We start from the raw sequence: 24365 nt of genomic DNA on the forward strand, positions 1-24365 counted from the left end.
CTATTTTTTTATAAGTTTAAAACGTTCTTGGTCATTTTCGCTGGAAACAACGGTTAGAAAATACATGCCTTTGGCCATATTGGAAAGATCTATAGTATAAGTAACATTATCTGTAAAGAATATGTTCTTAATTAATTTTCCGCTTACATCGTAAATGCTTGCAGATTGCAAGTTTCGTGGTGTTTTTATAGTCACGCTTTCAGTAGCTGGATTTGGATATAGACTGGTGGTTTCCATTGTTTCTTCTTCAATGCTCAACGCACCAACCTGAAAGGTATGTGTTATTGTATCTCCACCATAGCTTACCTGCCATTTCCATTCCCCTTCCTGATCGAACACACCTGAATAATACCAATAGTAATACCAAGATGAAGAAGTGGTTGAGGCTGTTATGTTCCAATCGTATAAAATAGTGTTATCTGGTTTAATAATGGACAAATGAATGTTGTCTCCAGCCACTTGATCTCTTAGGTAAGTAGCAAAATAAATGGTATCATCTGTTTCAAAACTATTGCTTATGTTTGGTGTTTCAGGTGTTGGACAAGCTGGAAAGACCACAGGTTCTGCACTATGGGTTAACACAGCATTGATCCCAGAATAATTATAAGGGATTTGAGTGTTCCACCAACTATCTGTATTCATGCCATTGCAAGTTCCCGAAAACGGATCTATTAATTGGCTATAAGAACTGTTGGTGTAAATTTCAAAATGTAAATGTGGTCCTGTAGAATTGCCTGAACTCCCAACAGTTCCAATAACTTCTCCCAATGATACCATATCACCTACATTTTTTGTGGTAACAGAACCATTTTTCATGTGTCCATACCAAGCGATGCTTCCATCGTTGTGTTGTATGTAAACAGCGTTCCAGATGTTATTGTTAAAATTACAGCTTCTATCAAATTCACCATCGTGTTTTGCTATAATTTGTCCAGGAGCAGCTGCAATAATCTCGGTTTGGCTATCGTCCATTTGTTTCCAAATAAAAGGCCATAAATACATATCAACCCCTTGATGGTTGTAACCGGAAGCACTGTCGTAGGTTCTGGTGCCACAGTTGTAGTCTGTTAACTGATTTGGATAGTTGGCATTATGGTCCACATAACCCGAAATGGCCCAAGTATTGTTATAGTTAAAACCAGCTGCTTGCTGTAATGGCCAAATAAACAAAGGATGACCACCAAGTCTATTGCTTTCTTTAAAAGCCAGCTTGTTTTCTTGTTTAAGCTGCTTAATATTGTTTTGGGTCTCCGTTTTTATCGCTTCTCTTTGCGCAGGTGTTACACAAGGTATTTTGTCTTGGTTAAATACATATTCGGCACTTGTCATTACCGAATTGAAATCTTGAGCCATGGAAAATTGGAAACTGGCCAATAAAAAAAATATAAATAGGCTTAAAGTAAAAGTGTGTCTCATAATGTAGTTTTTAATGATTTACTTTATCATCGAAAAAAAATGAAATTGTGAGCATGAAACCGTGAAAAATGAAGTTTTGTCAAGATTAAAGATAATGTTTTTTAAATAAATACCTGTTTGTTAACAGGTTACACTATCAGTGGAATTTTAAAAGGTAGCGCTTTCATATTTTATTTAACTTAATAAATAATCTTATCTTTACATCTTTAAATAGATTATTAATCTTCTTCTGAAACTTGTTGTTTTTTCAGAATCAATATATATCAATAAATTTATGGCTTGTAACAGTTGTTCAACTGGTAAAGACGGTCAACCAAAAGGTTGTAAAAACAATGGCACTTGTGGTACAGATAGTTGTAACAAACTAACTGTCTTCGATTGGCTTGCAAATATGTCGCTACCTAATGGCGAAGAACCTTTTGATTGGGTAGAAGTCCGTTTTAAAAACGGAAGAAAGCATTACTATAAAAATACCGAAAAATTAACTTTAAGTATTGGTGACATTGTTGCTACCCAAGCACAATTTGGTCACGATGTTGGGATGGTTACCCTTACAGGAGAGCTTGTTAGAATTCAAATGAAGCGCAAAAAAGTGTTTGAATCCAACGATGAAACCCTTAAAATATACAGGAAAGCTACACAAAAGGATATTGATATCTGGTCTGAATATAGAGACAAAGAAGAACCTATGAAGGTGAAAGCACGTCAATTTGCTATTGATATCAATCTTCAAATGAAAATTTCAGATATAGAGTTTCAAGGAGATGGCAGTAAAGCCACTTTTTATTATACGGCCGAAGATCGTGTGGATTTTAGGGAATTAATAAAAATGTATGCTAGGGAGTTTAAAACACGAATAGAAATGAAACAAGTTGGTTTTCGTCAGGAAGCTTCCAGACTTGGAGGCATTGGCTCTTGTGGGAGGGAATTATGCTGTTCCACTTGGTTAACAGATTTCCGTTCGGTAAGCACTTCGGCTGCACGTTATCAACAACTCTCCCTTAACCCTCAAAAATTGGCAGGACAGTGTGGCAAGCTTAAATGTTGCCTTAATTATGAACTGGACACCTATTTGGATGCCCTTAAGGATTTTCCTAAAACAGACACGAAGCTATATACCGAAAAAGGCGTGGCCGTTTGTCAGAAAACAGATATTTTTAAAGGACTTTTATGGTATGCTTATGAAGGCGAATGGAGCAATTGGCATGTTATAACTACCGCACAAGCTAAAGAAATAATAGAGTTAAACAAGAAAAAAGAAAAGGTTGCCAGTTTAGAAGAATATGCTTCAGATGTTGCTGCAAATACTAAAAGCGAATTTGAAAACGTTGTAGGACAAGATAGTTTAACACGTTTCGATTCCAAAGGTCCAAGAAAAAAGAACAAACGGAACAATAGGAATAAGAATAAGAAAAAAAGAAAACCCCAAAACAATAAAAATAATGCGAAATAGTGTGTTGTTAGTTTTTTTGGCATTTATACTTATGTCTTGCGATTCTAAAAGTGTGTTCGACAAATACCAATCTGTACCAAATAAATGGCATAAAGATTCCATAATCAGTTTCAAAATACATCCACCAGATACTTTAAATCCGTATAACCTGTATGTGAATCTCAGAAACAACAACAATTACAAATACAACAACCTATTTTTAATTGTCGAGATGAAATTTCCTCATGGTAAAACCCTTAAAGATACCTTAGAGTACAAAATGGCAAAACCCAATGGCGAATTTTTAGGCACAGGATTTGCAGACATCAAAGAAAACAAGTTGTGGTATAAAGAACAGGTTGTTTTTAATGAATCTGGAGATTATACCGTAAACATACAGCATGCCATGAGAGAAAACGGAAAAGTAAATGGCATAGTGAATTTAGAAGGTATTACAGATGTAGGATTTAGAATTGAAAAACCAGCTGCAAAATAAATTTATGGCTAAAGCAAAAAAGAAACAAACACAAAAAAATCAAGATTTTTCCAGCTATGTAAGATGGTTCTGGAAATTATTCATTGCAGGCATTTTATTTGTTGTCCTGATGTTTTTATTGGCATCTTGGGGCGTTTTCGGACAACTTCCCGATCATACCATCTTAGAAAACCCTAAAACCAATCTGGCTACCGAAATCATCTCTTCTGATGGAAAAACCCTAGGAAAATTTTATTTTAACGACAACAGGACACCTGTTGGTTACGACGATTTACCACAACACTTGGTAGAAGCTTTAATTGCTACCGAAGACGCTAGATATTATGAACATTCAGGAATAGATGCACGTGGTACCTTAAGAGCCATTATTAAACTGGGAAGTGGAGGAGGAGCCAGTACCATTTCACAACAACTGGCAAAGCAATTGTTTCATGGCGAAGGCTCTACCAATACCATAGGCAGAATTACCCAAAAACTAAAAGAATGGATTATAGCCATTAAATTGGAACGACAGTATACCAAAGAAGAAATCATTGCCATGTATTTCAATATTTACGATTTTGGTAATAATGCAGATGGTATTCGTTCGGCATCCAGCATCTATTTCGATAAAGAACCAAATGAATTGGATCTTAAAGAATCTGCCATGTTGGTTGGCATGTTTAAAAATTCATCGCTCTATAACCCTAGGGAGCATAGAAATCCTGTAGGCACCAGAAACAGACGAAATGTGGTATTGGCGCAAATGGAAAAGTATGGTTATATTTCTGAAACTGTAAAAGATTCGCTTCAAAAAACAGAATTGGGCTTACGTTATTCCCCTCAATCCCATCGCGATGGCATTGCCACCTATTTTAGAGCTTATTTAGATGGTTTTATGAAAGATTGGATCAAGAACAATCCAAAACCAGATGGCGAAAAATACAATTTGTATGGCGATGGTTTAAAAGTGTACACAACCATAGATTCCAGAATGCAAAAATATGCCGAAGATGCCGTACAGCAGCACATGCCAAGACTTCAAGCAGAATTTGACCATCAAAACACACCAGACAGGAATCCAACAGCGCCATTTTTGGAATTGAATCAATCTGAAATAGATGCCCTTATGAAACGTTCCATGAGACAAAGTGAACGTTGGAGACACATGAAATACGATTTAAAGATGGATGAAGAAGACATTATCGCTTCCTTCCACAAGCCTACACAAATGACCATATTTTCATGGGAAGGTGAAATAGACACCATTATGAAACCTATGGATTCCATGCGTTATTATAAATCCTTTCTGCATCCAGGCATGATGTCTATGGATCCCCAAACCGGTCATGTAAAAGCGTGGGTTGGCGGTATGAACTACAAACACTTTCAATACGATCATGTAAAACAAGGACGCAGACAAGTAGGTTCTACTTTCAAGCCATTTGTGTATGCCACTGCCATAGATCAATTGCATTTATCGCCTTGCGATGAATTGCCCAACACCCAAATTACCATAGAAGCCGGTAAATTTGGAAACCCAGAACCTTGGACCCCTAAAAATTCCGATGGGCAATATGGTGGTTCCCGTACCTTAAAAAGTGCATTGGCAAACTCCATAAACACCATTACTGCCAGACTAATGGATAAAGTTGGCCCACAACCTGTTGTGGATTTGGTTAAAAAATTAGGCGTGGAAGCAGAGATTCCCGTTGTGCCATCCATAGCTTTGGGTACAGCCGATTTAAGTGTGTACGAAATGGTTGCTGCCTATGCTACCTTTGCCAACAAAGGCGTTTATACCAAGCCTGTTATGGTTACACACATAGAAGATAAAAACGGCACCATTTTATATCAATTCACTCCAGAAACCAGAGATGTGTTAAGTGAAGAAGCAGCCTACGTAACCGTTAAGCTTATGGAAGGTGTAACAGAAGGAGGATCAGGTACCAGATTAAGAACCAAAGGTGCAGATGCTTATCGTGCAGACTATAGGGAAATTATTACAGGATATCCATATGAGTTTAAAAACCCTATTGCCGGAAAAACAGGAACCACCCAAAACCAAAGCGATGGCTGGTTCATGGGGATGGTGCCCAATTTGGTAACAGGTGTTTGGGTAGGAGCCGAGGATAGAGCTGCACACTTTAGAACCATTACCTATGGTCAAGGAGCTGCCATGGCTTTGCCAATTTGGGGTGTGTATATGAAAAGCTGTATAGAGGATAAAGACTTGGATATTGCAACTTCAGATTTTGAAAGACCTACAGAACTTTCCATTGAAGTTAATTGCGAAAATTATGATCCAGATGAAAATTCAGATTCCAATATGCCTGACGTGGAAGTGCCGGATGAATTGGATTTTTAAATTTAGTCCATAATTGAAACATATTAAATTTAGCCATTCTTTTTAGAATGGCTTTTTTATTTCGTATTTTTCCACTACAAAAAAATGACAGAAACATGATTAATAAAAAAGTGGCAAACGTTAGCGAAGCTCTAATAGGTGTTCAGGACAATATGACCTTTATGCTTGGAGGTTTTGGACTTTGTGGCATTCCCGAAAACAGCATCAATGAGCTTGTAAAATTAAACCTAAAAGGATTGACTTGCATCTCTAACAATGCTGGTGTGGACGATTTTGGTTTGGGATTACTGCTTCATAAAAAACAAATCAAGAAAATGATATCCTCTTACGTAGGCGAAAACGATGAGTTTGAACGTCAGATGCTTTCTGGAGAATTGGATGTGGAATTGATTCCTCAAGGTACCTTGGCCGAACGTTGTCGTGCTGCCCAGTCCGGTTTTCCTGCAATCTATACACCGGCAGGTTATGGAACCGAAGTGGCAGAAGGCAAAGAAACCAGGGAGTTTGATGGAAAAATGTATGTCCTGGAACATGCCTTTAAAGCCGATTTTGCTTTTGTAAAAGCGTGGAAAGGAGATGCAGCTGGAAATTTAATTTTTAAAGGTACAGCCAGAAATTTCAACCCAGCCATGTGTGGCGCAGCTAAAATTACCGTTGCCGAGGTGGAAGAATTGGTGCCTGTTGGAACTCTCGATCCAAATCAAATTCATATTCCAGGAATTTTTGTACAACGTATTTTTCAAGGCGAAACATACGAGAAAAGAATTGAACAACGAACGGTGAGACAAAGGGATTAATTAATTTGATGATTAAATAATTTGAAAATGAGGAATGACAAAGATAATTTAATCGTAAAATTAACATTCGAATTAGCTTTAGATGTTATTTCATTTTCTGAAGAAATTAGAGCTAAAAATAAATTTGAAATGGCATCCCAAATTTTTAGAAGTGGTACTTCTATTGGAGCGAACATTAGGGAGGCACAAAATGCTGAAAGTAAAAAAGATTTTATACATAAATTTAAAATTTCGGCAAAAGAAGCTGATGAATTAGAATATTGGTTAAAACTTTGTGAGTCCTCTGAGTTTTATCCTAATCCAAACGAAAAATTATTAAAAGATTTGAAATCTGTAATTCTAGTTATTTCAAAAATTATATCATCTAGTAAACAAAGCAAATTTTCAAATCATTAAATTAACACATTATCAAATTATGTTAGATAAAACAGGAATAGCAAAACGTATTGCAAAAGAAGTAAAAGATGGCTATTATGTCAATCTAGGAATTGGTATTCCAACCTTGGTAGCAAATTATGTAAGGGACGATATTCAAGTCGAGTTCCAAAGTGAAAATGGTGTACTTGGTATGGGTCCTTTTCCATTTGAAGGCGAAGAAGATGCCGATATCATAAACGCAGGAAAACAAACCATAACCACTTTACCTGGAGCCAGTTTTTTCGACTCGGCCATGAGTTTTTCCATGATTCGAGGACAACATGTGCATTTAACCATTCTTGGTGCCATGGAAGTTGCAGAAAATGGCGATATAGCCAATTGGAAAATTCCAGGCAAAATGGTTAAAGGTATGGGAGGCGCTATGGATTTGGTTGCCAGTGCCGAAAACATTATTGTGGCCATGATGCATACCAATAAGGCTGGAGAATCTAAATTACTTAAACGTTGTAGCTTGCCTTTAACAGGAGTAGGTTGTGTAAAAAAAGTTGTTACCAATCTCGCTGTTCTTGAGGTAACGGATAAAGGATTTAAATTATTGGAACGAGCACCTGGAATTTCTGTGGAAGACATAAAAAAAGCCACAGAAGGCACTTTAATTGTTGAAGGTGATATTCCTGAAATGAGTCTTTAAGAAATTTATGAGATAATTTTTTGCCACGAATACACGAATGTATTTTTAAACATTATTGTGCATTCGTGGTGCATATTTGCCCAATTCCAAACATTAATAGAATTCCAAAGAGTTTTCTATTATAACTGCCAACAAAAAAATAACCTAATTGTAATTAAACTTGATTGGCATTCCTGAAGAAATTTTATTCCACGCAGTTGTTTTGTATCAAACCTTCAATAATAATTACTGATTTCAAACACGTATAACTTGTACCAAAATTGCATGTAAACATTCTTAGGCCTATTTGCAATAAGCAGTTTTGTGAATATTCTACAAAAAGAAAAAATCTTTTTTTTGTAGGAAAAAACACAATAATTTTTCTTAAATGTTAAAATTTAATGTATTTCAACGATTTATTGTGTATTTTAACTGAACTACTCAAAAAAAGTTTCATATTAGCAAAACCAAATCGAAACATAACCAACGTAACCTGGTTCTTTAAAATCTTGAATTTATAATTTGCCCCAAATCTATTATAAATTGAAATTTTAATGAACAAAAACCCAAATCTAACATAAACCCTACTTATTATGAATTTTGCCTCAAATCTACCAAAACAACCTACAAATTACGAGAGCAAACTTTATACAAGTTTGCAAAATACAGGACGCTTTATAAAAAGTATGTTGTATTTAACTAAAAAAATATTCATGCTATAATCCCTTTGGGATGGCATGAATTAATTTTTTGGTGTAGTCCCTCTTCGGATGCCTGTAAATAACATCTGCATCATCCATCTCTTCAATTTGCCCTTGATTCATTACGATTAATTGGTCTGACATATACTTAACTACAGCTAAATCGTGTGAAATAAAAATATATGTAAATCCAAAATTTTCTTTCAATTCGTTCAATAAGTTGAGCACTTGTGCTTGAACTGAAATGTCCAAAGCAGAAACAGATTCATCGCAAATAATCAATTTAGGTTCTAACGAAATAGCTCTGGCAATACCTATACGTTGTCTTTGACCTCCAGAAAATTCGTGAGGATATCTATTAAAAAACGTCTCATCCAAACCTACTTTTTCAAGTAAGTCCAAAACCATTTCCTTTCTATCTTTATCCGAATTACCAATGCCATGGACCTTCATAGGCTCCATAATGGCTTTACCTACTGGAATCCTTGGGTTTAAAGAGGCATAAGGATCTTGAAAGATTACTTGAATATCCTTTCGTAGTGTTCTAATATCTTTTTTGGATAACAAGGTAATATCTGTTCCTTTATATAATATGGAGCCAGAAGTGGCTTTGTCCAATTGTAAAATGGCATTTGCCAATGTGGATTTGCCGCAACCAGATTCTCCAACCAAACCTAGGGTTTCCCCTTCATATAATTTAAAACTTACATTATTAACAGCTTTAAACACATCTGGTTTAGAAAACCAACCAGATTTAGAAAAATAGGTTTTTTCTAAATTTATAACTTCCAACAAAGGTGTTTTTGAATAAATTCGATGATGGAAAGCGTTTCTGTCCTCGGCTGAAACAATGTTTTTGTTGATTGTATTATTTATAAAATCCTTGATGGTTGGGAGTCTTTTTAACCTAACATCCAAAGCAGGTTTAGAGTTTATCAACGCTTTGGTGTATTGGTGTTTTGGGTTTTTAAAAATTTGCTCTACCAAACCTTGCTCCACAATGTTTCCTTGATACATCACTAAAATCCTATCAGAAATTTCAGAAACCAAAGCCAGGTCGTGCGAAATAAAAATGATACTCATGTTTTCTTCGGCCTGTAACTGTTTCAATAGCAGGATAATTTCTTTTTGAACAGTGACGTCAAGAGCTGTTGTAGGTTCATCAGCAATAAGTATTTTAGGTTTACAGGCAATGGCCATGGCTATCATAACACGTTGCTTTTGTCCACCGGAAATTTCGTGTGGATAAGCCTTAAAGACCCTTTTTGGGTTTGGTAGCTTAACTTTCTCAAATAGGTTTAGGGTTTCAGCTTGAGCTTCTCTTTTGGACAGTTTTGTGTGCTGCAATAAAATTTCTTGAACCTGTTTGCCACAGGTCATGGATGGATTTAAAGAACTCATGGGTTCCTGGAAAATCATGGCTATATCCTTGCCTCTAATTTGTTGAAATTTTTTTGATTCCAAATGGATTAAATCCATGTTGTTGAACCAAATACTTCCATTTGTGATTTTAGAAACTTTTTTAGGCAACAAGCCAAGTATGGCAAGGGATGATACTGATTTTCCTGAACCAGATTCTCCTACAATACCCAGAATTTCATTGGTATTTAAATGAAATGAAATACGATGGATAATTTCCTTTCCAATATTGTTGGAAATAAATGAAATGGAAAGCTCCTCAACTGAAAGTAATCTGTGGTTCGGCATACGTAAATGTAAGTATTTTCTCTTTTTAAATTACGGCTTTTCCGTAATTATTAAAGTTTGGAATGTTTTTAATCGAAAAAGGAAATATTTAATTTTCATATTAACAAAATTTTAATACTTTCATTTGAATTTTAACAAAAATTAACCTAAAAAATTAAATTATTCACATGAAAAAAACACTTACTTTATTAACTGTCTGTTTGTTGTTTTTGGGAACAACTTTCGCCCAGGAGCGAAATTGTGCTTCCATGGACAACCTTGAATACAGAATGCAGCAGGATCCAGGTCTTGCTCAAAGAATGGCACAAATTGAAACTTATACACAAAATAAGGTTCAAAGTATGGAACAACATAGAGTTGATGGTTCTATTATTACTATTCCAGTGGTTGTACATGTAATTTACAGCAATTCCAATGAGAACATTAGCGATGCTCAAATTTTATCGCAAATACAGGTATTGAACGATGATTTTAGGAGAATGAATTCAGATGCCAACAATACTTGGTCTCAGGCTGCAGATACTGAAATTCAATTTTGTATGGCAACCGTAGATCCTAATGGAAATCCTACAAATGGGATTACAAGAAAGTCCTCTACTAAAACATCTTGGGGAACAAACGACGCTATGAAAAAAGCATCCCAAGGAGGTGTAAACCCCTGGGATACCTCACAATATCTCAACATGTGGGTTTGTAACATTGGAGGAGGAATTTTAGGCTACGCTCAATTTCCTGGTGGAAGTGCTTCTACAGATGGAGTTGTGATTGGGCCTAATTATTTTGGAAGTAAAAATGGAGGTTCTGGTTTTTATTTATCAGCTCCATTCGATTTGGGAAGAACCACAACTCACGAAGTAGGTCACTTTTTAAACTTGCGTCATATTTGGGGAGATGGTGGTTGTTCTGTGGACGATTTTGTTAGTGACACGCCAACATCAGATGCAGCCAATTATGGTTGCGCAACTGGACATGTGTCCTGTGGTACCACAGATATGGTTCAAAACTACATGGATTATAGCGATGATGCATGTATGAATTTATACACTCAAGGTCAAAAAAATAGAATGCGTGCTATTTTGCTTCCAGGAGGAGCCAGAGCTAGTTTGGGAGCATCAACAAAATGTGATGGCGGAGGAAATACGCCTACCTGTTCAGATGGTGTTCAAAATGGAAATGAAACAGGTGTAGATTGTGGTGGACCAGATTGTGCACCTTGCCAAACAGCTTGTACAGATAATGAAGTAATTGTATCCATTAAATTTGACAATTACCCAGAAGAAACAGCATGGACCCTTAAAAACGATAGTGGAACCACAGTAGCTTCTGGAGGAACTTATGGTTCCCAACCAGATGGTTCTACCTTAACGGAAACTTTATGTTTACCAGATGGATGTTATACTTTTACAATTACAGATGCCTATGGAGATGGTATTTGCTGTTCTTATGGCAGTGGAAACTATTCTGTTTCTGGACCTACAGGTGTGTTGGCTTCAGGAGGATCCTTTGGTAGCTCAGAAGCTACTAATTTCTGTTTAGGAAGTGGTCCAGCACCAACATGTACAGATGGTATTCAAAATGGAGATGAAACTGGTATAGATTGTGGAGGCTCTTCTTGTGCTCCTTGTGTAACACCTCCAACATGTACAGATGGTATACAAAATGGAGATGAAACAGGTGTAGATTGTGGTGGTTCTTCTTGCGCACCTTGTTCTACAGGAGGTACGGTTATTTTACATGAAGGGTTCTTTGAGTCTGGATGGGATGGATGGTCTGATGGAGGAAGCGATTGTGCTCGTTACTCTGGATCTCGTTCTTACGAAGGAAATTATTCCATTCGATTAAGGGATAATTCTGGAACGGCTTCTGCTATGACTTCACCTTCATTCAATTTAACCCCTTATGGACAAGTTGAAGTTGAGTTTTATTTCTATGCTTATAGTATGGAGAATAACGAAGATTTCTGGTTGCGTTATTATAACGGTTCCAGTTGGACCACAGTAGCAAGTTATGCGAGTGGAACCAATTTTAACAACAATACGTTCTATACAGCAACGGTTACTCTAGATGCTTCACAATACAACTTTGCAAGTAATGCACAATTTAGGTTCCAGTGTGATGCTAGTTCCAATAGTGATTATGTTTATATAGATCAAGTTACCATTAGAGGAATCGGTTCTGGTTCTAGAGGAGCAGGAAACACTTTAAATGCCATTAGAACTTTAGACACCAACGATGCTTTTGCTTCTGAAGAGGATTTTATTTTATATCCAAATCCAGTGAAAGGATCTGTACTTCATGTGAGATTACCTGGAAATATTTCAGGAACGTTTAGAATTATCAATATGATGGGTCAAGAAGTCCTAAAAGGAGATTCCATTAAAGAAATACAAGTTGGAAACTTAAAATCTGGCATGTATTTTATTGAAGTAAATGATGGAGATGAGATAATGACCAAAAAGTTTATCAAACAATAGTGTAAACTCATCCTATAAAACAAAAGTCCAGAGTGAAAACTCTGGACTTTTTTTTTTCAATGTTTTATAAAGTTTGGTGGTTGTGACTGTTTAAATATGAACAATTTCATTGTCATGAAGCAGTTCGTCACCACGAAGTCTTAGAAAAATTTGAGCCACTGCTATGGTGTCTTTTTCACAATAGGAAATAATTCTGTCAATTTGCTTTTCTTCGTAATACACACGATACACTTCACTGCCATCTATATCATCTTTTGGCGAGGGAATGCCTAAAATGTTTGTCAGTAATTTTAAAGAGGTATAATGTTTATAATCCCCAAATTTCCAGAGTTCCAAGGTATCCAAATGTGGCACTTCCCATGGTTTTTTTCCAAAAAGGTTAAGTTTGTAAGGCAACTCTATGTTGTGAATAATCATACGTCTCGCTATATAGGGAAAATCGAATTCCTTGCCATTATGAGCGCACAACAAATGTTTATTCTGACTAAAATGTGAAATCAACAGGTTTTTAAAATCCTTTAAAATTTTAATTTCTTCACCATGAAAGGAGGTAACCCTAAAGGTTCTTATGTCTCCTTGAAGTTTAAAATACCCAACAGAAATACAGACTATTTTTCCAAATTCCGCCCAAATTCCTGCTCTGTCATAAAAAGCTTCGGCAGTAAATTCGTCTTTTCGTTGGTATTGGGTTTTAAGATCCCATAGTGTTTGTTTGGTTTCGTCCAAATCTGAAAAGTACTGTGTTTCCGGAACGGTTTCTATATCCAGGAAAAGAATGTTTTCGAGATTTATTTTATCAATCATTTTGTTAATTGCTTAACGTTTAGATAATAAAGTTACGCATTGTTTTCCAAAAATTCCAGAAATTCCTGCTGCAAGTCCTCCAATGATTCCTGTGACTAAAATTAAAAGAAAGGCATTGCCATTTAAAGGCAATAAAACAGCAATTTTTTTAGCAAGTATAAAATCGTTGGCATTACTTAACCAAAAGGCATAACCCATCCAAAAAACCATGATGGCCAAAAAAGGTACAACAAATACGGAAGTTTTTTTTAAGCTAATAAATAAACTGCTAGCAAAGGCAGCTACCATAATGGACCACCAAGGTAAAAATTGAGAAAGTATACCAGCTATGATGATTGTTGCTATAAAGTTAAAGATGTTTTTAGTCATGATTACGGAGTTAAAGTTTGGGTAGCAATAATGTCTTCGGAGTTATTTTGATCCTGTATGAAAAGTGCTTGAAAATATTCGCCAATTGCCCAACGGTCTATAAAATTGTCATAATATTTACTTCCTGGATTTCCCGATTGCCCACCAGGATAAATACCTAAAGCTGTTGGAGGAGATGTCATTTCCACAATCATTCGCCAGGAAGGACCATGGTTTTTATCGGCTGCATTTACGGTATTTCGGTCTCCACCAATAGGCAGATTAAACCTTGAAAATGCAGGTAAGCCTTGTAACAAATGTCCAACAAAAGTAGCTTTGTAAGCTTGCCAGTTGTAATCGCCATGTTCTTTTTTCCATTCGGTAAGTTCTTTAGCTGTTTCTTTAAATGTTATTAAAAACAAATCTTTGGCAGTTTCTTTTTCAGGTGTTTCAACAATATCCATAAAGTCATCTTCTGGATGATTTTTTAGCATATAAATGGTTTGGTATGTATAAGGATCAATGAATGCCGTGTTATCCAAATCAAATTCATCCCATGTTAATGGATAGAGTTTTTTCCACCATAAATCCCAAATACTAGGACCTGTTTTATCTATATCACTATTAAAATCCCAAGCCTTAATAGTGTTTAAAATTTCCAGTTCTTCTTGAGTTAAGCTGGATGTATCCATGGTTTTGAACATATAAGGCAACAATTCCGAAGCTTTTAGATTGTAGTTGTTATTTTGAAGGTCTTTAAAATCTTGAATTGTGAATGTTTCCTTAGAATTGAAAAAATCATTAATCACTCTATTTCTATAAGTTTCATAACCATCGTTAAATACATAAAAAGGATACGAAGCATCAACAGGATGCTGATTGGCAGAACTCACAAACCCACGTTCCGGGTTTTTGGTAAAGGCATTGTTATTGCTAGGAATAAAACTTTGCCAGTCGTGTTCCGGATTGCTTCCATCCATTAAGAACTTTCCCTGTCCTTTCCATTTGTTTGCAAAGGCACCTTGAATCCAAAGAGCGATGTCTCCACTTGTTGAAGCAAACACAAAGTTCTGTGCTGGAGCCACCCAATGTTGTAAGGCTTTTAAATAATCGTCATAATTTTTAGCGGCATTTAAATCTATTAAAGTACGCTGATTATTACCACCAATATGCCCAATCCATTTCATGGCATAGCCTTCTTTTTGGCCATTTCCTTTAAAGGTACGGTCGTAACTTACAGGGCCATGATGTGTGTAAATAACCGAATCCAAATAGGTTTCTTTTCCTTTTATTTTAATCTCTTCAACTCTTACAGTTGTGTTTTTCCATGTGTTATCATATTTGTATTGTGTCCTTCTGTTGTCTTTAAATTCAATTTTGTACCAATCCCTAACATCTCTTGTGGCATTGGTTTCTCCCCAAGCAATATCTGTGTTAAAACCAGAAACGACACCTAAAGCTCCTGGAAGTGTTGCTCCATAAGCATTGTGTTCTGGAGTTGCCAATTGCATAACAAACCAAATGGATGGCAGGTTGAGGCCTAAATGTGGATCGTTTGCAAGAATTGGGTTGCCAGAATACGATTTGTTGCCAGAAACAGCCCAATTGTTACTCCCATTGTTTGGATGAGGTTTATCCATGGTTTCTGCAATGGAGTCCTGTGGCAATTCGCTTAGTGGTATCTCTGTGATGGCTGTATCAATATAACTCCAATCGGTTTTTTTAGGGATAATGGGATCGTTAACATCAAAAAAATCTGGATATAATAAATCAAATCGGTCTTTTCCTAACAATCTTAAGGCATTGGTATATTCTAAATCAGATTCCCTTCCACAAAGCATATCTATCATATACATTAATAAATAAGAAGTTTTATCTATAGACCAAGGTTCTGGTTTGTAGCCCAATAATTTGTATTCCACAGGATAATCCTTAGGGTTTAAAGAAGCTATGTAACTATTCACCCCTTCACTGTAAGCTTCAATAAAATCAATGATTTCAGGATCTTCCTTTTGCATTTTTTTTAGGGCATTTTCAGCACCAAAACCCATACCTTTTCTTCGTTGCATCCTATCATAGTCCAAGGCTTTTTCACCTAAAATTTCAGACAACCTACCAGCAGAAGCATGTGTTTGAAATTCCATTTGCCATAACCTGTGTTTGGCAGTAATATAGCCTTGTGCCTTGTACAGATCTGTATTGTTTTGTGCGAAAATATGAGGTACCAAATGTTCGTCGTAATGAACAGTGACTTTGTCTTTAAGCCCTTCAATTTTAATGGTTCCAGTTATGGATTCGTCTTGTTCGTTCTGCCAAATCCCTTGGGCTGGATTTAAAAATTCGCCTATGGCAGGAACAGAGCCAAACTTGGTGTTTAAAATAAAAAAGATGCCAATAAGAAGCACTAGTGAAACAATAAATTTGAGATATTTCATTTATTAAAATTTATAGACTAAAGATAGATTTTTTTTTGAATTTTAACTTTTAAAGAAGTTTAGAACTTTAAATTAAAACAAGGATTGTTGTTTATAAGGACTTTCGTGCTCCAACAACCATTTTTTTCTATGTAATCCTCCTGCATAACCTGTTAAACTACCATCACTACCAATAACCCGATGACAAGGGATTACAATCCATAAGGGATTTTTGCCATTGGCATTGGCAACAGCTCGAATGGCTTTAACATCGCCTAGTTGTTTGGACAGCTCCAAATAAGAAATGGTTTTTCCGTAAGGAATGGTTTTTAATTCATTCCATACTTGCTTTTGAAAAGAGGTTCCTTCAGGATTCAATAAAAGGTCGAACTGGGTTCTAGTTCCTTCAAAATACTCGTTGATTTGATAAACAGCCTCTTGCAGCGTTTCAGGAATGATATCTGTAACTTGTTCCTCTGTTTCTTTTTCGGACAGGTTTGCATTTAAAACAATTATGGAAGCTAAGCCATTATCATCACCAGTTATTTTAGTGAGACCTAAAGGGGTTTGAATAGTGCAACTATCCATTAGCTATCAGGATCTTCGTCATCAATTAAGCCAAGTCGTTTGGCTCTGGCTTCCCAACTTCGTCTAGCCAAAAGCTGCAAATCTGGTACATCGTCGCTCTCATCCATAATCTCTAGTCCCAAAAGTGTTTCAATAACGTCTTCCATGGTAACCAGACCACCAACAGAACCATATTCATCCACCACTAAGGCCATATGGTTTTTACTTTCAACCAATTGTTCGAATAATCGTGGAATTGGCATACTTCGATTTATGATAATGATGTTTCTTTTTATTTCTGAAAGCATTTTTTTACCATTGCCAAAAGCCATTTCCTTAAACACTTCGTCTTTTAAAACCAAACCAGTTATGTTGTCTGGGTTATCTGTAAAAACGGGTATTCTTGAAAATTTTACATTGGCATTGTTTTTAAAGAAGGATTCAATGGTTTGGTTTTCATCTTCAATGGTCATAATTGTTCGGGGTGTCATGACGTCCTTGGCCAAAACTTCTTTAAAGGTCAGCATGTTTTTTATCACTTTGCTTTCAGACTCATGAAAAACACCTTCTTCTTCGGCCAGGTCTGTCATGGCGTGAAAATCTTCACGACTTAAAACGCTACCATGTGCATTGCCACCAATAAGTTTGGTTGTAAGTCTTAGTAGCCATAAAATACCAGTATATTTTAAAGGAAAAATCAGGATATTAAGAGCTGTTGCTGTAAAACCGGCTAGGGATTTCCAGTAGGAAGCACCAATGGTTTTTGGTATAATTTCAGAAACAATCAATATCAATAAAGTCATGATAGCAGAAACTATTCCAACGGTATTGATACCAAATACTTCTACTTTGTAAGGTAGTTTTTCAGCTTCAATACCAACCATCATGGCTCCTAAGGTGTGTGCTATGGTATTTAATGTAAGAATGGCAATTAAAGGTTGATCGACATCGTTTTTAAGTGCTTCCAGTTTAAAGGCGTAGTCTTTGCCATCTTGTTTTTTTACATTAATAAACGTAGGTGTCACGCTAAGCAGGACAGCTTCTAGAACAGAACATAAAAATGAAAAGAAAATAGAAATGGTTGCCCAAAAAAGAAGTGTGCTCATTAAGGTATTTTTAGTTTTATGCTAATTTACGAAATCCATTTCACAACCAAATAAACAAAAAGGTTTGAAATTTTTAAAAGCTTTATGGTCTTCCGTTTTTGTTTTAAGAGTTTAATAATCTCACAACATCCTTTGCAAAATAGCTTGCTATAATATCTGCTCCAGCACGCTTTATGGCAGTAATTTGCTCCATCATGACAGCATCATGATCCAGCCATCCTTTATCGGCAGCAGCTTTCAACATGGCATACTCCCCAGAAACCTGATACACAGCAACAGGAACATCGACTTCATTTTTAATGTCGCGAACAATATCCAAATAGCATAAACCAGGTTTTACCATCACAATATCAGCTCCTTCGTCAATATCCATTTCGGTTTCACGAATGGCTTCAAAACGGTTGGCATAATCCATTTGATAGGTTTTTTTGTCTTTAGGGATGTTCTTCAAATCCACAGGAGCTGAATCTAGTGCATCGCGAAATGGTCCATAAAATGCCGAAGCATATTTAGCAGAGTAACTCATTATTCCTGTATTTAAAAACCCTTCGTCTTCCAAAGCTTCACGAATGGTTAAAATTCTGCCATCCATCATATCGCTTGGTGCAACAAAATCGGCTCCAGCCTTGGCGTGGGAGATGCTCATTTCGGCTAAAACATCTGCTGTTTCATCGTTTAATATCATGCCGTTTTCTATAATGCCATCGTGTCCATAAATAGAATATGGATCCAAAGCCACATCTGTCATGACCAACATGTCTGGACAGGCATTTTTTACGGTTTTAATAGCACGTTGCATAAGACCTTTTTTATTTAAGGCTTCTTTTCCTGTATTGTCCTTTAGGTTATCTGGCACTTTTACAAAAAGCAATACCGATTTTAATCCCAAATCCCAAAGTAATTTTACTTCTTTTTCAAGTAGATCCAAACTATATCTATAGTAATTAGGCATGGAAGCAATTTCTTCTTTAACGCCTTTTCCTTCTACCACAAAAAGTGGCACTAAAAAATCGTTGGGAGAGATAATGGTTTCTCTCACTAGAGAACGTATGGCTTCGTTGGTTCTCAATCTTCTATTTCTTCTTATTGGGTACATATTTCTTTTTAGTTTAAATGCCTACAAGTCCCGACGTTTTTGTATTGATAACTTGCAGGTTATTAAGTTATATTAAATCCACTCTATTGGTTTTTTTAAAACCTCCATTAATTTATCTTCTTCACTTCCTTTCTCCGGTTGGTGATTATAAACCCATTGCACATGTGGAGGTAAACTCATTAAGATACTTTCTATTCTTCCGTTGGTTTTTAATCCAAAAAGAGTTCCTTTATCATGAACCAAATTGAACTCCACATAGCGTCCACGACGTATTTCCTGCCAACTGCGTTGGGCTTTAGTGTATGGTAACTCTTTACGTTTTTCTACAATGGGAACATAAGCGTCCAAGAAACTGTTGCCTACTTCTGTTACAAAATCATACCAATTTTCCATAGACATATCTTTTGAAGCTTTGCAATAATCGAAAAACAAACCACCTATCCCACGCGCTTCATGTCTGTGAGAATTAAAGAAATATTCGTCGCAGCGTTTTTTATAAGTAGGATAGAAATTAGGATTGTACTTGTCGCAAGCCGTTTTGCAGGTTCTATGAAAATGGACGGCATCTGCTTCAAACAAATAATAAGGTGTTAAATCTTGACCACCACCAAACCATTGGTCCACTATTTCTCCTTCTTGATTGTACATTTCAAAATAACGCCAATTGGCATGAACTGTAGGAACCATAGGGTTTTTAGGGTGTAGAACCAAACTCAAGCCACAAGCAAAAAAGTTGGCATCCTTAACGCCAAAATGATTGCGCATGGTTTCTGGAAGTTCCCCATGTACAGCAGAAATATTAACGCCACCTTTTTCAAATACTTGTCCGTTTTCAATAACCCTTGTTCGGCCTCCACCTCCTTCCGGACGTTCCCAAAGATCTTCTTGAAATTTGGCTTTGCCATCAATTTCTTCCAATTTGTAAGTGATGGTGTTTTGTAAGGCTTGAATGTATTGATAGAATTTATCCTTCATAATGCAATTCATAAAGTTCCATGTCTAAAGGGGTTTTTCCAGATGTGGAAAATTCATTTTTTAATGTTTTTTGCCACTTAAAACCACAACGCTCTGCAACATTGATACTGTTTGTATTTGTTTTATGTATGATTATTTGTAATCTTTTTAAACCCAAGTTATTAATAGCAAATTCTGAAAATGCTTTTAAACTTTGTGAAATCCAGCCTTTTCCAGAAAACTTTTTACCAATGCAATAGGCAAATTCACCTTGTTTTAACGTATAATCCAAATTTTTTAAAACCAGTATTCCAGCCACTTCGTGAGTTTCAATATCTTTAATGGCAAAGGTGAATTCTGTTTGCTTTTTTAAAGCTTTGTTTTGATTTAGGATATAAATCTTGGAATCTGCTTCCGACAGATTTTGCGCTAAAATTTTAGGTAAATATTGTTGGAAACTCTTGCCATTGGTAATCATTAAAGCACTTAAACTTGAAGCATCTTCAGGTTTCAGGGCTTCAAGTTTAAATGTTTCTGTTGAAAAAGTCATTGTTTTTAAGGGTTGTATTCTTTTACAGCATCTATAAACGCTTTGGCATGATCTAAAGGAATGTTAGGTAAAATGCCATGACCTAAATTTACGATATATTTATCTTTTCCGAAATCTGTAATCATTTGATGCACCATTTTTTTAATCTCAGCAGGTGGTGAAAACAATCTGGTAGGATCAAAATTTCCTTGTAATGTGATGTTGCCACCAGTTAAATAACGTGCATTTTGTGCAGAGCAGGTCCAATCAACCCCTAAGGCAGACGCTCCGGATTTTGCCATGTCTCCAAGCGCAAACCAGCAGCCTTTTCCAAAAGCAATTACAGGCGCATCGCCTTTTAAGGCATCGATAATTTGTTGGATATATTGCCAAGAAAACTCTTGGTAATCCACTGGAGACAGCATGCCTCCCCAAGAATCGAATACTTGAACTGCATTACAACCAGCTTTTACTTTTTCTTTTAAATAAGCAATGGTAGTATCTGTGATTTTTTGAAGCAAGTTATGTGCAGCAACTGGGTTTGTAAAACAAAATTCCTTGGCTTTATCAAAATTTTTGGAGCCTTGACCTTGAACACAATAACAGAGAATGGTCCATGGTGATCCAGCAAAACCTATTAACGGGATTTCGTTATTAAGTTTTTCTTTTGTGGCTTTAATGGCTTGGTAAACATAATCCAATTCTACTGTTACATCAGGAACAACCACATTGTCCACGTCTTTTTGAGAACGGATTGGATTTGGTAAATATGGTCCAAAATTGGGTTTCATTTGCACCTCAATATTCATGGCCTGAGGGATTACCAAAATATCACTAAACAAAATAGCGGCATCCATGCCGTATCGTCTTATGGGCTGAACTGTAATTTCGCTTGCCAATTCTGGTGTCTGGCAACGCGTAAAGAAATCGTATTTTTCCTTTATGGCCATAAATTCCGGTAAATAGCGTCCTGCTTGGCGCATCATCCAAACAGGTGGCCTGTTTACAGTTTCACCTTTTAATGCTCTTAAAAATAAATCGTTTTTAATCATCTTTTCTGATATACTTCAATTCTCTATGTTACAGAGATGGGATATTATTAATCTAACTTTTTTTAAAAATTGACATGCTTAAAAAAATTCAGCACGACAAGGGTTTATATATAATGTTCGTTTACCAATTCAATAACGCTTTCCACTGTTGGCACTTTTGCAACCCTAACATCCTTAAAGTGTTTTTTTGCTTCTAAGGCCGTAGATTCACCAATACAAAAAGCAATACCATTTGCGTGGTTTTTCTTTATGTAGCTCTGTACTGTGGAAGGGCTATAAAACATAACACCTTCAATGTTTTTGTCTACTTCAATAGCATCGTATTTGGTTTGATAAGCTTCAATTTCGTTGACTTTTATTTTGTTTTCACTTAGGATCATTGGTAAATAATCCAATCTTAAATCGCTACAAAAGTAAGTGACTTCTGTACCTTCAAGAAATTCCACCAGATGGTTTGCCAGGTCTTTAGCGTTGTTTTCGGAATGGGTTACTTTCCCAATTCGTTTTTCAACCATGCGCTTGGTTCTTCGGCCAACACAATAAATGTTTTCAAACTGCAAGTCTTCTGCCGGACAATTGGTTAAAATAGCTTCTACGGCATTTTTGCTGGTTATCACAACGTTTTTTATAGGAGCTTTTAAAACAGCAAGTGGAATTCTGTTCAAGCTAATTTTAATGGCATCGTTACTTTTAACAAAAATATCGTTGCTAAGCAATTGTACTTGTCCTTCGGTTAATGTTTTTGTGGAGTAAACATTGGTTTTCTTGTTTTGGTTTTTTATGCCATCCATCAAGATTTTACCACCACGTTCAATAATGTAGTTGGAGCAGTAAGCAGCTATGTTGTGATGTTCCCCTAATTTTTCGATTCTGGAAACCTCAATTTTTTTAGAGCCATCTGGACTTAGTAAAACCCCTTTAAAAATCACTTCTTCGTTTTTAATGTAGGCCAAAGCACCTATTGGGGCAGTACAGCCACCTTCCAAAAGGTTTAAAAACTTACGTTCTATGGTTGTGCAAATTTCGGTTTCTTCATGGTTGATTTGGGCACAAATGGCTTTAATGTCTTCATCTTCGTCTAAAGCTGTAATCATGATGGCACCTTGTGCAGGCGCAGGAACCATCCAATCCAGATTGATAATGTTTTCTGGTTTTATGTTCAATCTTCCCAAACCAGCTGCTGCAAAAATAGCTCCATTCCAATCGCTATTTTCCTGAAGTTTTTGCAACCTTAAATTAACGTTCCCTCGTAATCCTACTACGGTATGGGTTGGATATCTGTTTAGCCATTGTGCTTTTCTGCGCAGACTTCCAGTAGCAATAATGGCATCTTTGTGCGATAAAAACTCTTCGTTGTTTTTAAATACCAAGCTGTCTTTAATATTGCCTCGTTTTATTACTGCAGCTTGCACAATGCCAGTAGGTAGAACTGTTGGTACATCTTTTGAGGAATGTACAGCAATGTCTATGTCGTTATTTAACATGGCAATATCCAATGTTTTGGTAAAAACACCTGTTATCCCAAGTTCGTATAAGGGCTTGTCCAGAACCAAATCGCCAGTGGATTTAACTGGAACAAGTTCTGTTTTATGCCCTAAGTTTTCTAATAGTTTTTGTACTGTTCTGGCTTGCCATAGTGCTAAATCACTATCGCGAGTACCAATTCTAATTGTTTTAGACATGGTTTGTAGTGGCTTCTAATTGAAATACCTTTTTTATAAGTTCCAGGCTTTCATCTGTAGGAATGGTATCATCTTTTAAATGATGGGCAAAATGATTGGTTATTTTTTGAATGATGTTATTGCTGATAATTTCGGCTTGTTCTTCATTAAAACCAACCAATTTTTTGCGTTGAGTATCTAATTCAGCAATTTTAAAATCGTTTAACTTTAATTTTAAGGCTTTAATGGTTGGGGCAAACTTTCTGGTTTCCAGCCATGAATTGAACTCGGCTTCAACTTCATTGAGGATTTGTTTGGCAATTGGGATTTGAGCCTTGCGTTTCTCTAACGTTTCGTCTGTGATTTGAGATAAATCGTCCAGATGAATTAAACTTACATGCTCTAGTTCTAAAACATTTAAATGTACGTTTCTAGGAATGGATAGATCTAAAATCAATAATGGTTTTTTAGATTGAATCAAGTGCTTGTCAACTGTTGGATTTTGAGCTCCTGTTGCAACTATCAATACATCTGTTTGATTGATTTCTTCTTGCAAATTGGCGTAATCCTTAACCAATAAATTGAATTTTCCAGCGACTTCTTCGGCTTTATTCTTAGTTCTGTTAATTAAGGTAATATGTTTGTTTTTGGTATGTTTTACCAGGTTTTCGCACGTGTTTCTACCAATTTTTCCGGTACCAAAAAGCAAAATGTTTTTATTGGTTACATCGGGAACGTTGCTCATGATGTATTGAACCGAAGCAAAAGAAACAGAGGTAGCCCCAGAAGAAATGTTGGTTTCTGTCTTAATGCGTTTACTGGCTTGGATTACGGCATTGATCAAGCGTTCCACAAAGGCATTCAATAAGCCTTCTTTTTTGGAGTTTCTCGCACTGTTTTTTAGCTGGCTTATAATCTCAAAATCGCCAAGAATTTGACTGTCCAATCCTGAGCCCACTTTAAACATGTGCGACACAGCCTCTTTACCTTTGTAAATGTATGCTACGTTTTGAAACTCTTCAACAGTTCCTTTGGTGTTTTCACACAGGAGTTTTATTAACTGATAAGGATGCTCTGCAAAACCATAAATCTCGGTTCTGTTGCAAGTAGATGTTACAATCAAACTTTCTATGCCAACTTCTTTTGCCTGTTGTAGCAAGTTGGATTTGGCTTGATCGTCCAAACTAAAATGTCCTCTAATTTCAGCATCGGCTTTTTTATAACTTAAACCAATGGCGTAGAAGTATGTTGTTTTTGATGTATTCATATATTCCATACCTGACTTGGGAATTCTTGAACAAATGTATATTTATGTTTAGATAAAAAGTAACGCTCAAAGAACTTTAAATGTCGCTAGTCGTTTTTTAACTTTATTTTTTAATATAATATGATAAATGTCATATTTTTGCACTCATA

Annotated in this window: 20 protein-coding genes; 7 read left to right on the forward strand and 13 right to left on the reverse strand. The window is 36.1% G+C overall.

All coding sequences use genetic code 11. The annotated features are described in order from the left end of the window. The gene (locus D778_RS14090) at positions 1-1416 is read right to left on the reverse strand and encodes a peptidoglycan DD-metalloendopeptidase family protein (RefSeq protein ID WP_007647393.1); all 1416 of its coding nucleotides are present in this window, start codon (positions 1414-1416) and stop codon (positions 1-3) included. A gap of 274 nt (positions 1417-1690) precedes the next feature. Here D778_RS14090 and D778_RS02515 point away from each other — a divergent pair, with 274 nt between their 5' ends. From D778_RS02515 to D778_RS02540, 6 genes are all read left to right on the forward strand, one after another. Beyond that, positions 1691-2869, forward strand: coding sequence for a PSP1 domain-containing protein (locus D778_RS02515; RefSeq protein ID WP_007647394.1), 1179 nt, complete (start codon positions 1691-1693; stop codon positions 2867-2869). Then, positions 2859-3344, forward strand: a complete 486-nt coding sequence (locus tag D778_RS02520) for a gliding motility lipoprotein GldH (RefSeq protein WP_007647395.1) — start codon at positions 2859-2861, stop codon at positions 3342-3344. The genes D778_RS02515 and D778_RS02520 overlap by 11 nt, the downstream gene beginning before the upstream one ends. Positions 3345-3348: 4 nt before the next feature. After that, a complete protein-coding gene (locus D778_RS02525) occupies positions 3349-5691 on the forward strand; it encodes a penicillin-binding protein 1A (RefSeq protein ID WP_007647396.1) in 2343 nt (780 codons plus the stop codon). 95 nt (positions 5692-5786) lie between these two features. After that, positions 5787-6488, forward strand: coding sequence for a CoA transferase subunit A (locus D778_RS02530; RefSeq protein WP_040491410.1), 702 nt, complete (start codon positions 5787-5789; stop codon positions 6486-6488). Between the two features lie 27 nt (positions 6489-6515). Then, a complete protein-coding gene (locus D778_RS02535; protein WP_007647398.1) occupies positions 6516-6884 on the forward strand; it encodes a four helix bundle protein in 369 nt (122 codons plus the stop codon). 19 nt (positions 6885-6903) lie between these two features. Beyond that, a complete protein-coding gene (locus D778_RS02540) occupies positions 6904-7557 on the forward strand; it encodes a 3-oxoacid CoA-transferase subunit B (protein WP_007647399.1) in 654 nt (217 codons plus the stop codon). Between the two features lie 695 nt (positions 7558-8252). Here D778_RS02540 and D778_RS14865 read toward each other — a convergent pair. Continuing rightward, the gene (locus D778_RS14865) at positions 8253-9944 is read right to left on the reverse strand and encodes an ABC transporter ATP-binding protein (RefSeq protein WP_007647401.1); all 1692 of its coding nucleotides are present in this window, start codon (positions 9942-9944) and stop codon (positions 8253-8255) included. A 167-nt stretch (positions 9945-10111) separates the two neighbouring features. Here D778_RS14865 and D778_RS02550 point away from each other — a divergent pair, with 167 nt between their 5' ends. Next, complete coding sequence (locus D778_RS02550) at positions 10112-12418, forward strand: M43 family zinc metalloprotease (RefSeq protein ID WP_007647402.1); 2307 nt, start codon at positions 10112-10114, stop codon at positions 12416-12418. A 90-nt stretch (positions 12419-12508) separates the two neighbouring features. On the opposite strand, the gene D778_RS02555 is transcribed toward D778_RS02550, so the two are convergent. The 11 genes from D778_RS02555 to hemA form a co-directional block, all read right to left on the reverse strand. After that, a complete protein-coding gene (locus tag D778_RS02555; RefSeq protein ID WP_007647404.1) occupies positions 12509-13222 on the reverse strand; it encodes a 3'-5' exonuclease in 714 nt (237 codons plus the stop codon). Between the two features lie 12 nt (positions 13223-13234). Continuing rightward, entirely contained in the window at positions 13235-13591 is a 357-nt protein-coding gene (locus D778_RS02560) for a hypothetical protein (protein ID WP_007647406.1), read from the reverse strand. 2 nt (positions 13592-13593) lie between these two features. After that, positions 13594-16005 carry a penicillin acylase family protein gene (locus tag D778_RS02565; protein WP_007647407.1) on the reverse strand — a complete coding sequence of 804 codons (2412 nt, stop codon included), beginning with the start codon at positions 16003-16005 and terminating at the stop codon, positions 13594-13596. Positions 16006-16077: 72 nt separating this feature from the next. Then, positions 16078-16572, reverse strand: coding sequence for a methylated-DNA--[protein]-cysteine S-methyltransferase (locus D778_RS02570; RefSeq protein ID WP_007647409.1), 495 nt, complete (start codon positions 16570-16572; stop codon positions 16078-16080). Next, entirely contained in the window at positions 16572-17657 is a 1086-nt protein-coding gene (locus tag D778_RS02575; protein ID WP_007647411.1) for a CNNM domain-containing protein, read from the reverse strand. The genes D778_RS02570 and D778_RS02575 overlap by 1 nt, the downstream gene beginning before the upstream one ends. Before the next feature lie 103 nt (positions 17658-17760). Beyond that, the gene (hemB, locus tag D778_RS02580) at positions 17761-18753 is read right to left on the reverse strand and encodes a porphobilinogen synthase (RefSeq protein WP_007647412.1); all 993 of its coding nucleotides are present in this window, start codon (positions 18751-18753) and stop codon (positions 17761-17763) included. A gap of 72 nt (positions 18754-18825) precedes the next feature. After that, a complete protein-coding gene (gene hemF, locus D778_RS02585; RefSeq protein WP_007647413.1) occupies positions 18826-19728 on the reverse strand; it encodes an oxygen-dependent coproporphyrinogen oxidase in 903 nt (300 codons plus the stop codon). After that, complete coding sequence (locus D778_RS02590) at positions 19718-20257, reverse strand: GNAT family N-acetyltransferase (protein WP_007647414.1); 540 nt, start codon at positions 20255-20257, stop codon at positions 19718-19720. The genes hemF and D778_RS02590 overlap by 11 nt, the downstream gene beginning before the upstream one ends. Positions 20258-20262: 5 nt before the next feature. Next, positions 20263-21288, reverse strand: coding sequence for a uroporphyrinogen decarboxylase (hemE, locus tag D778_RS02595; protein WP_007647415.1), 1026 nt, complete (start codon positions 21286-21288; stop codon positions 20263-20265). A 104-nt stretch (positions 21289-21392) separates the two neighbouring features. After that, entirely contained in the window at positions 21393-22970 is a 1578-nt protein-coding gene (gene hemC / locus D778_RS02600) for a hydroxymethylbilane synthase (RefSeq protein WP_007647416.1), read from the reverse strand. Then, complete coding sequence (gene hemA, locus D778_RS02605; protein WP_007647417.1) at positions 22963-24225, reverse strand: glutamyl-tRNA reductase; 1263 nt, start codon at positions 24223-24225, stop codon at positions 22963-22965. Before hemA ends, hemC begins: the two co-directional genes overlap by 8 nt. Between the last annotated feature and the right edge of the window lie 140 nt (positions 24226-24365).

The sequence above is a fragment of the Xanthomarina gelatinilytica genome (assembly GCF_000348685.1).
GTDB lineage: Bacteria > Bacteroidota > Bacteroidia > Flavobacteriales > Flavobacteriaceae > Xanthomarina > Xanthomarina gelatinilytica.

What these genes read in the sequence shown, in the direction of transcription:
- D778_RS14090 (WP_007647393.1), bottom strand. Translation starts at nt 1,416, where the DNA reads ATGAGACACACTTTTACTTTAAGCCTATTTATATTTTTTTTATTGGCC.
- D778_RS02515 (WP_007647394.1), top strand. Translation starts at nt 1,691, where the DNA reads ATGGCTTGTAACAGTTGTTCAACTGGTAAAGACGGTCAACCAAAAGGT.
- D778_RS02520 (WP_007647395.1), top strand. Translation starts at nt 2,859, where the DNA reads ATGCGAAATAGTGTGTTGTTAGTTTTTTTGGCATTTATACTTATGTCT.
- D778_RS02525 (WP_007647396.1), top strand. Translation starts at nt 3,349, where the DNA reads ATGGCTAAAGCAAAAAAGAAACAAACACAAAAAAATCAAGATTTTTCC.
- D778_RS02530 (WP_040491410.1), top strand. Translation starts at nt 5,787, where the DNA reads ATGATTAATAAAAAAGTGGCAAACGTTAGCGAAGCTCTAATAGGTGTT.
- D778_RS02535 (WP_007647398.1), top strand. Translation starts at nt 6,516, where the DNA reads ATGAGGAATGACAAAGATAATTTAATCGTAAAATTAACATTCGAATTA.
- D778_RS02540 (WP_007647399.1), top strand. Translation starts at nt 6,904, where the DNA reads ATGTTAGATAAAACAGGAATAGCAAAACGTATTGCAAAAGAAGTAAAA.
- D778_RS14865 (WP_007647401.1), bottom strand. Translation starts at nt 9,944, where the DNA reads ATGCCGAACCACAGATTACTTTCAGTTGAGGAGCTTTCCATTTCATTT.
- D778_RS02550 (WP_007647402.1), top strand. Translation starts at nt 10,112, where the DNA reads ATGAAAAAAACACTTACTTTATTAACTGTCTGTTTGTTGTTTTTGGGA.
- D778_RS02555 (WP_007647404.1), bottom strand. Translation starts at nt 13,222, where the DNA reads ATGATTGATAAAATAAATCTCGAAAACATTCTTTTCCTGGATATAGAA.
- D778_RS02560 (WP_007647406.1), bottom strand. Translation starts at nt 13,591, where the DNA reads ATGACTAAAAACATCTTTAACTTTATAGCAACAATCATCATAGCTGGT.
- D778_RS02565 (WP_007647407.1), bottom strand. Translation starts at nt 16,005, where the DNA reads ATGAAATATCTCAAATTTATTGTTTCACTAGTGCTTCTTATTGGCATC.
- D778_RS02570 (WP_007647409.1), bottom strand. Translation starts at nt 16,572, where the DNA reads ATGGATAGTTGCACTATTCAAACCCCTTTAGGTCTCACTAAAATAACT.
- D778_RS02575 (WP_007647411.1), bottom strand. Translation starts at nt 17,657, where the DNA reads ATGAGCACACTTCTTTTTTGGGCAACCATTTCTATTTTCTTTTCATTT.
- hemB (WP_007647412.1), bottom strand. Translation starts at nt 18,753, where the DNA reads ATGTACCCAATAAGAAGAAATAGAAGATTGAGAACCAACGAAGCCATA.
- hemF (WP_007647413.1), bottom strand. Translation starts at nt 19,728, where the DNA reads ATGAAGGATAAATTCTATCAATACATTCAAGCCTTACAAAACACCATC.
- D778_RS02590 (WP_007647414.1), bottom strand. Translation starts at nt 20,257, where the DNA reads ATGACTTTTTCAACAGAAACATTTAAACTTGAAGCCCTGAAACCTGAA.
- hemE (WP_007647415.1), bottom strand. Translation starts at nt 21,288, where the DNA reads ATGATTAAAAACGATTTATTTTTAAGAGCATTAAAAGGTGAAACTGTA.
- hemC (WP_007647416.1), bottom strand. Translation starts at nt 22,970, where the DNA reads ATGTCTAAAACAATTAGAATTGGTACTCGCGATAGTGATTTAGCACTA.
- hemA (WP_007647417.1), bottom strand. Translation starts at nt 24,225, where the DNA reads ATGGAATATATGAATACATCAAAAACAACATACTTCTACGCCATTGGT.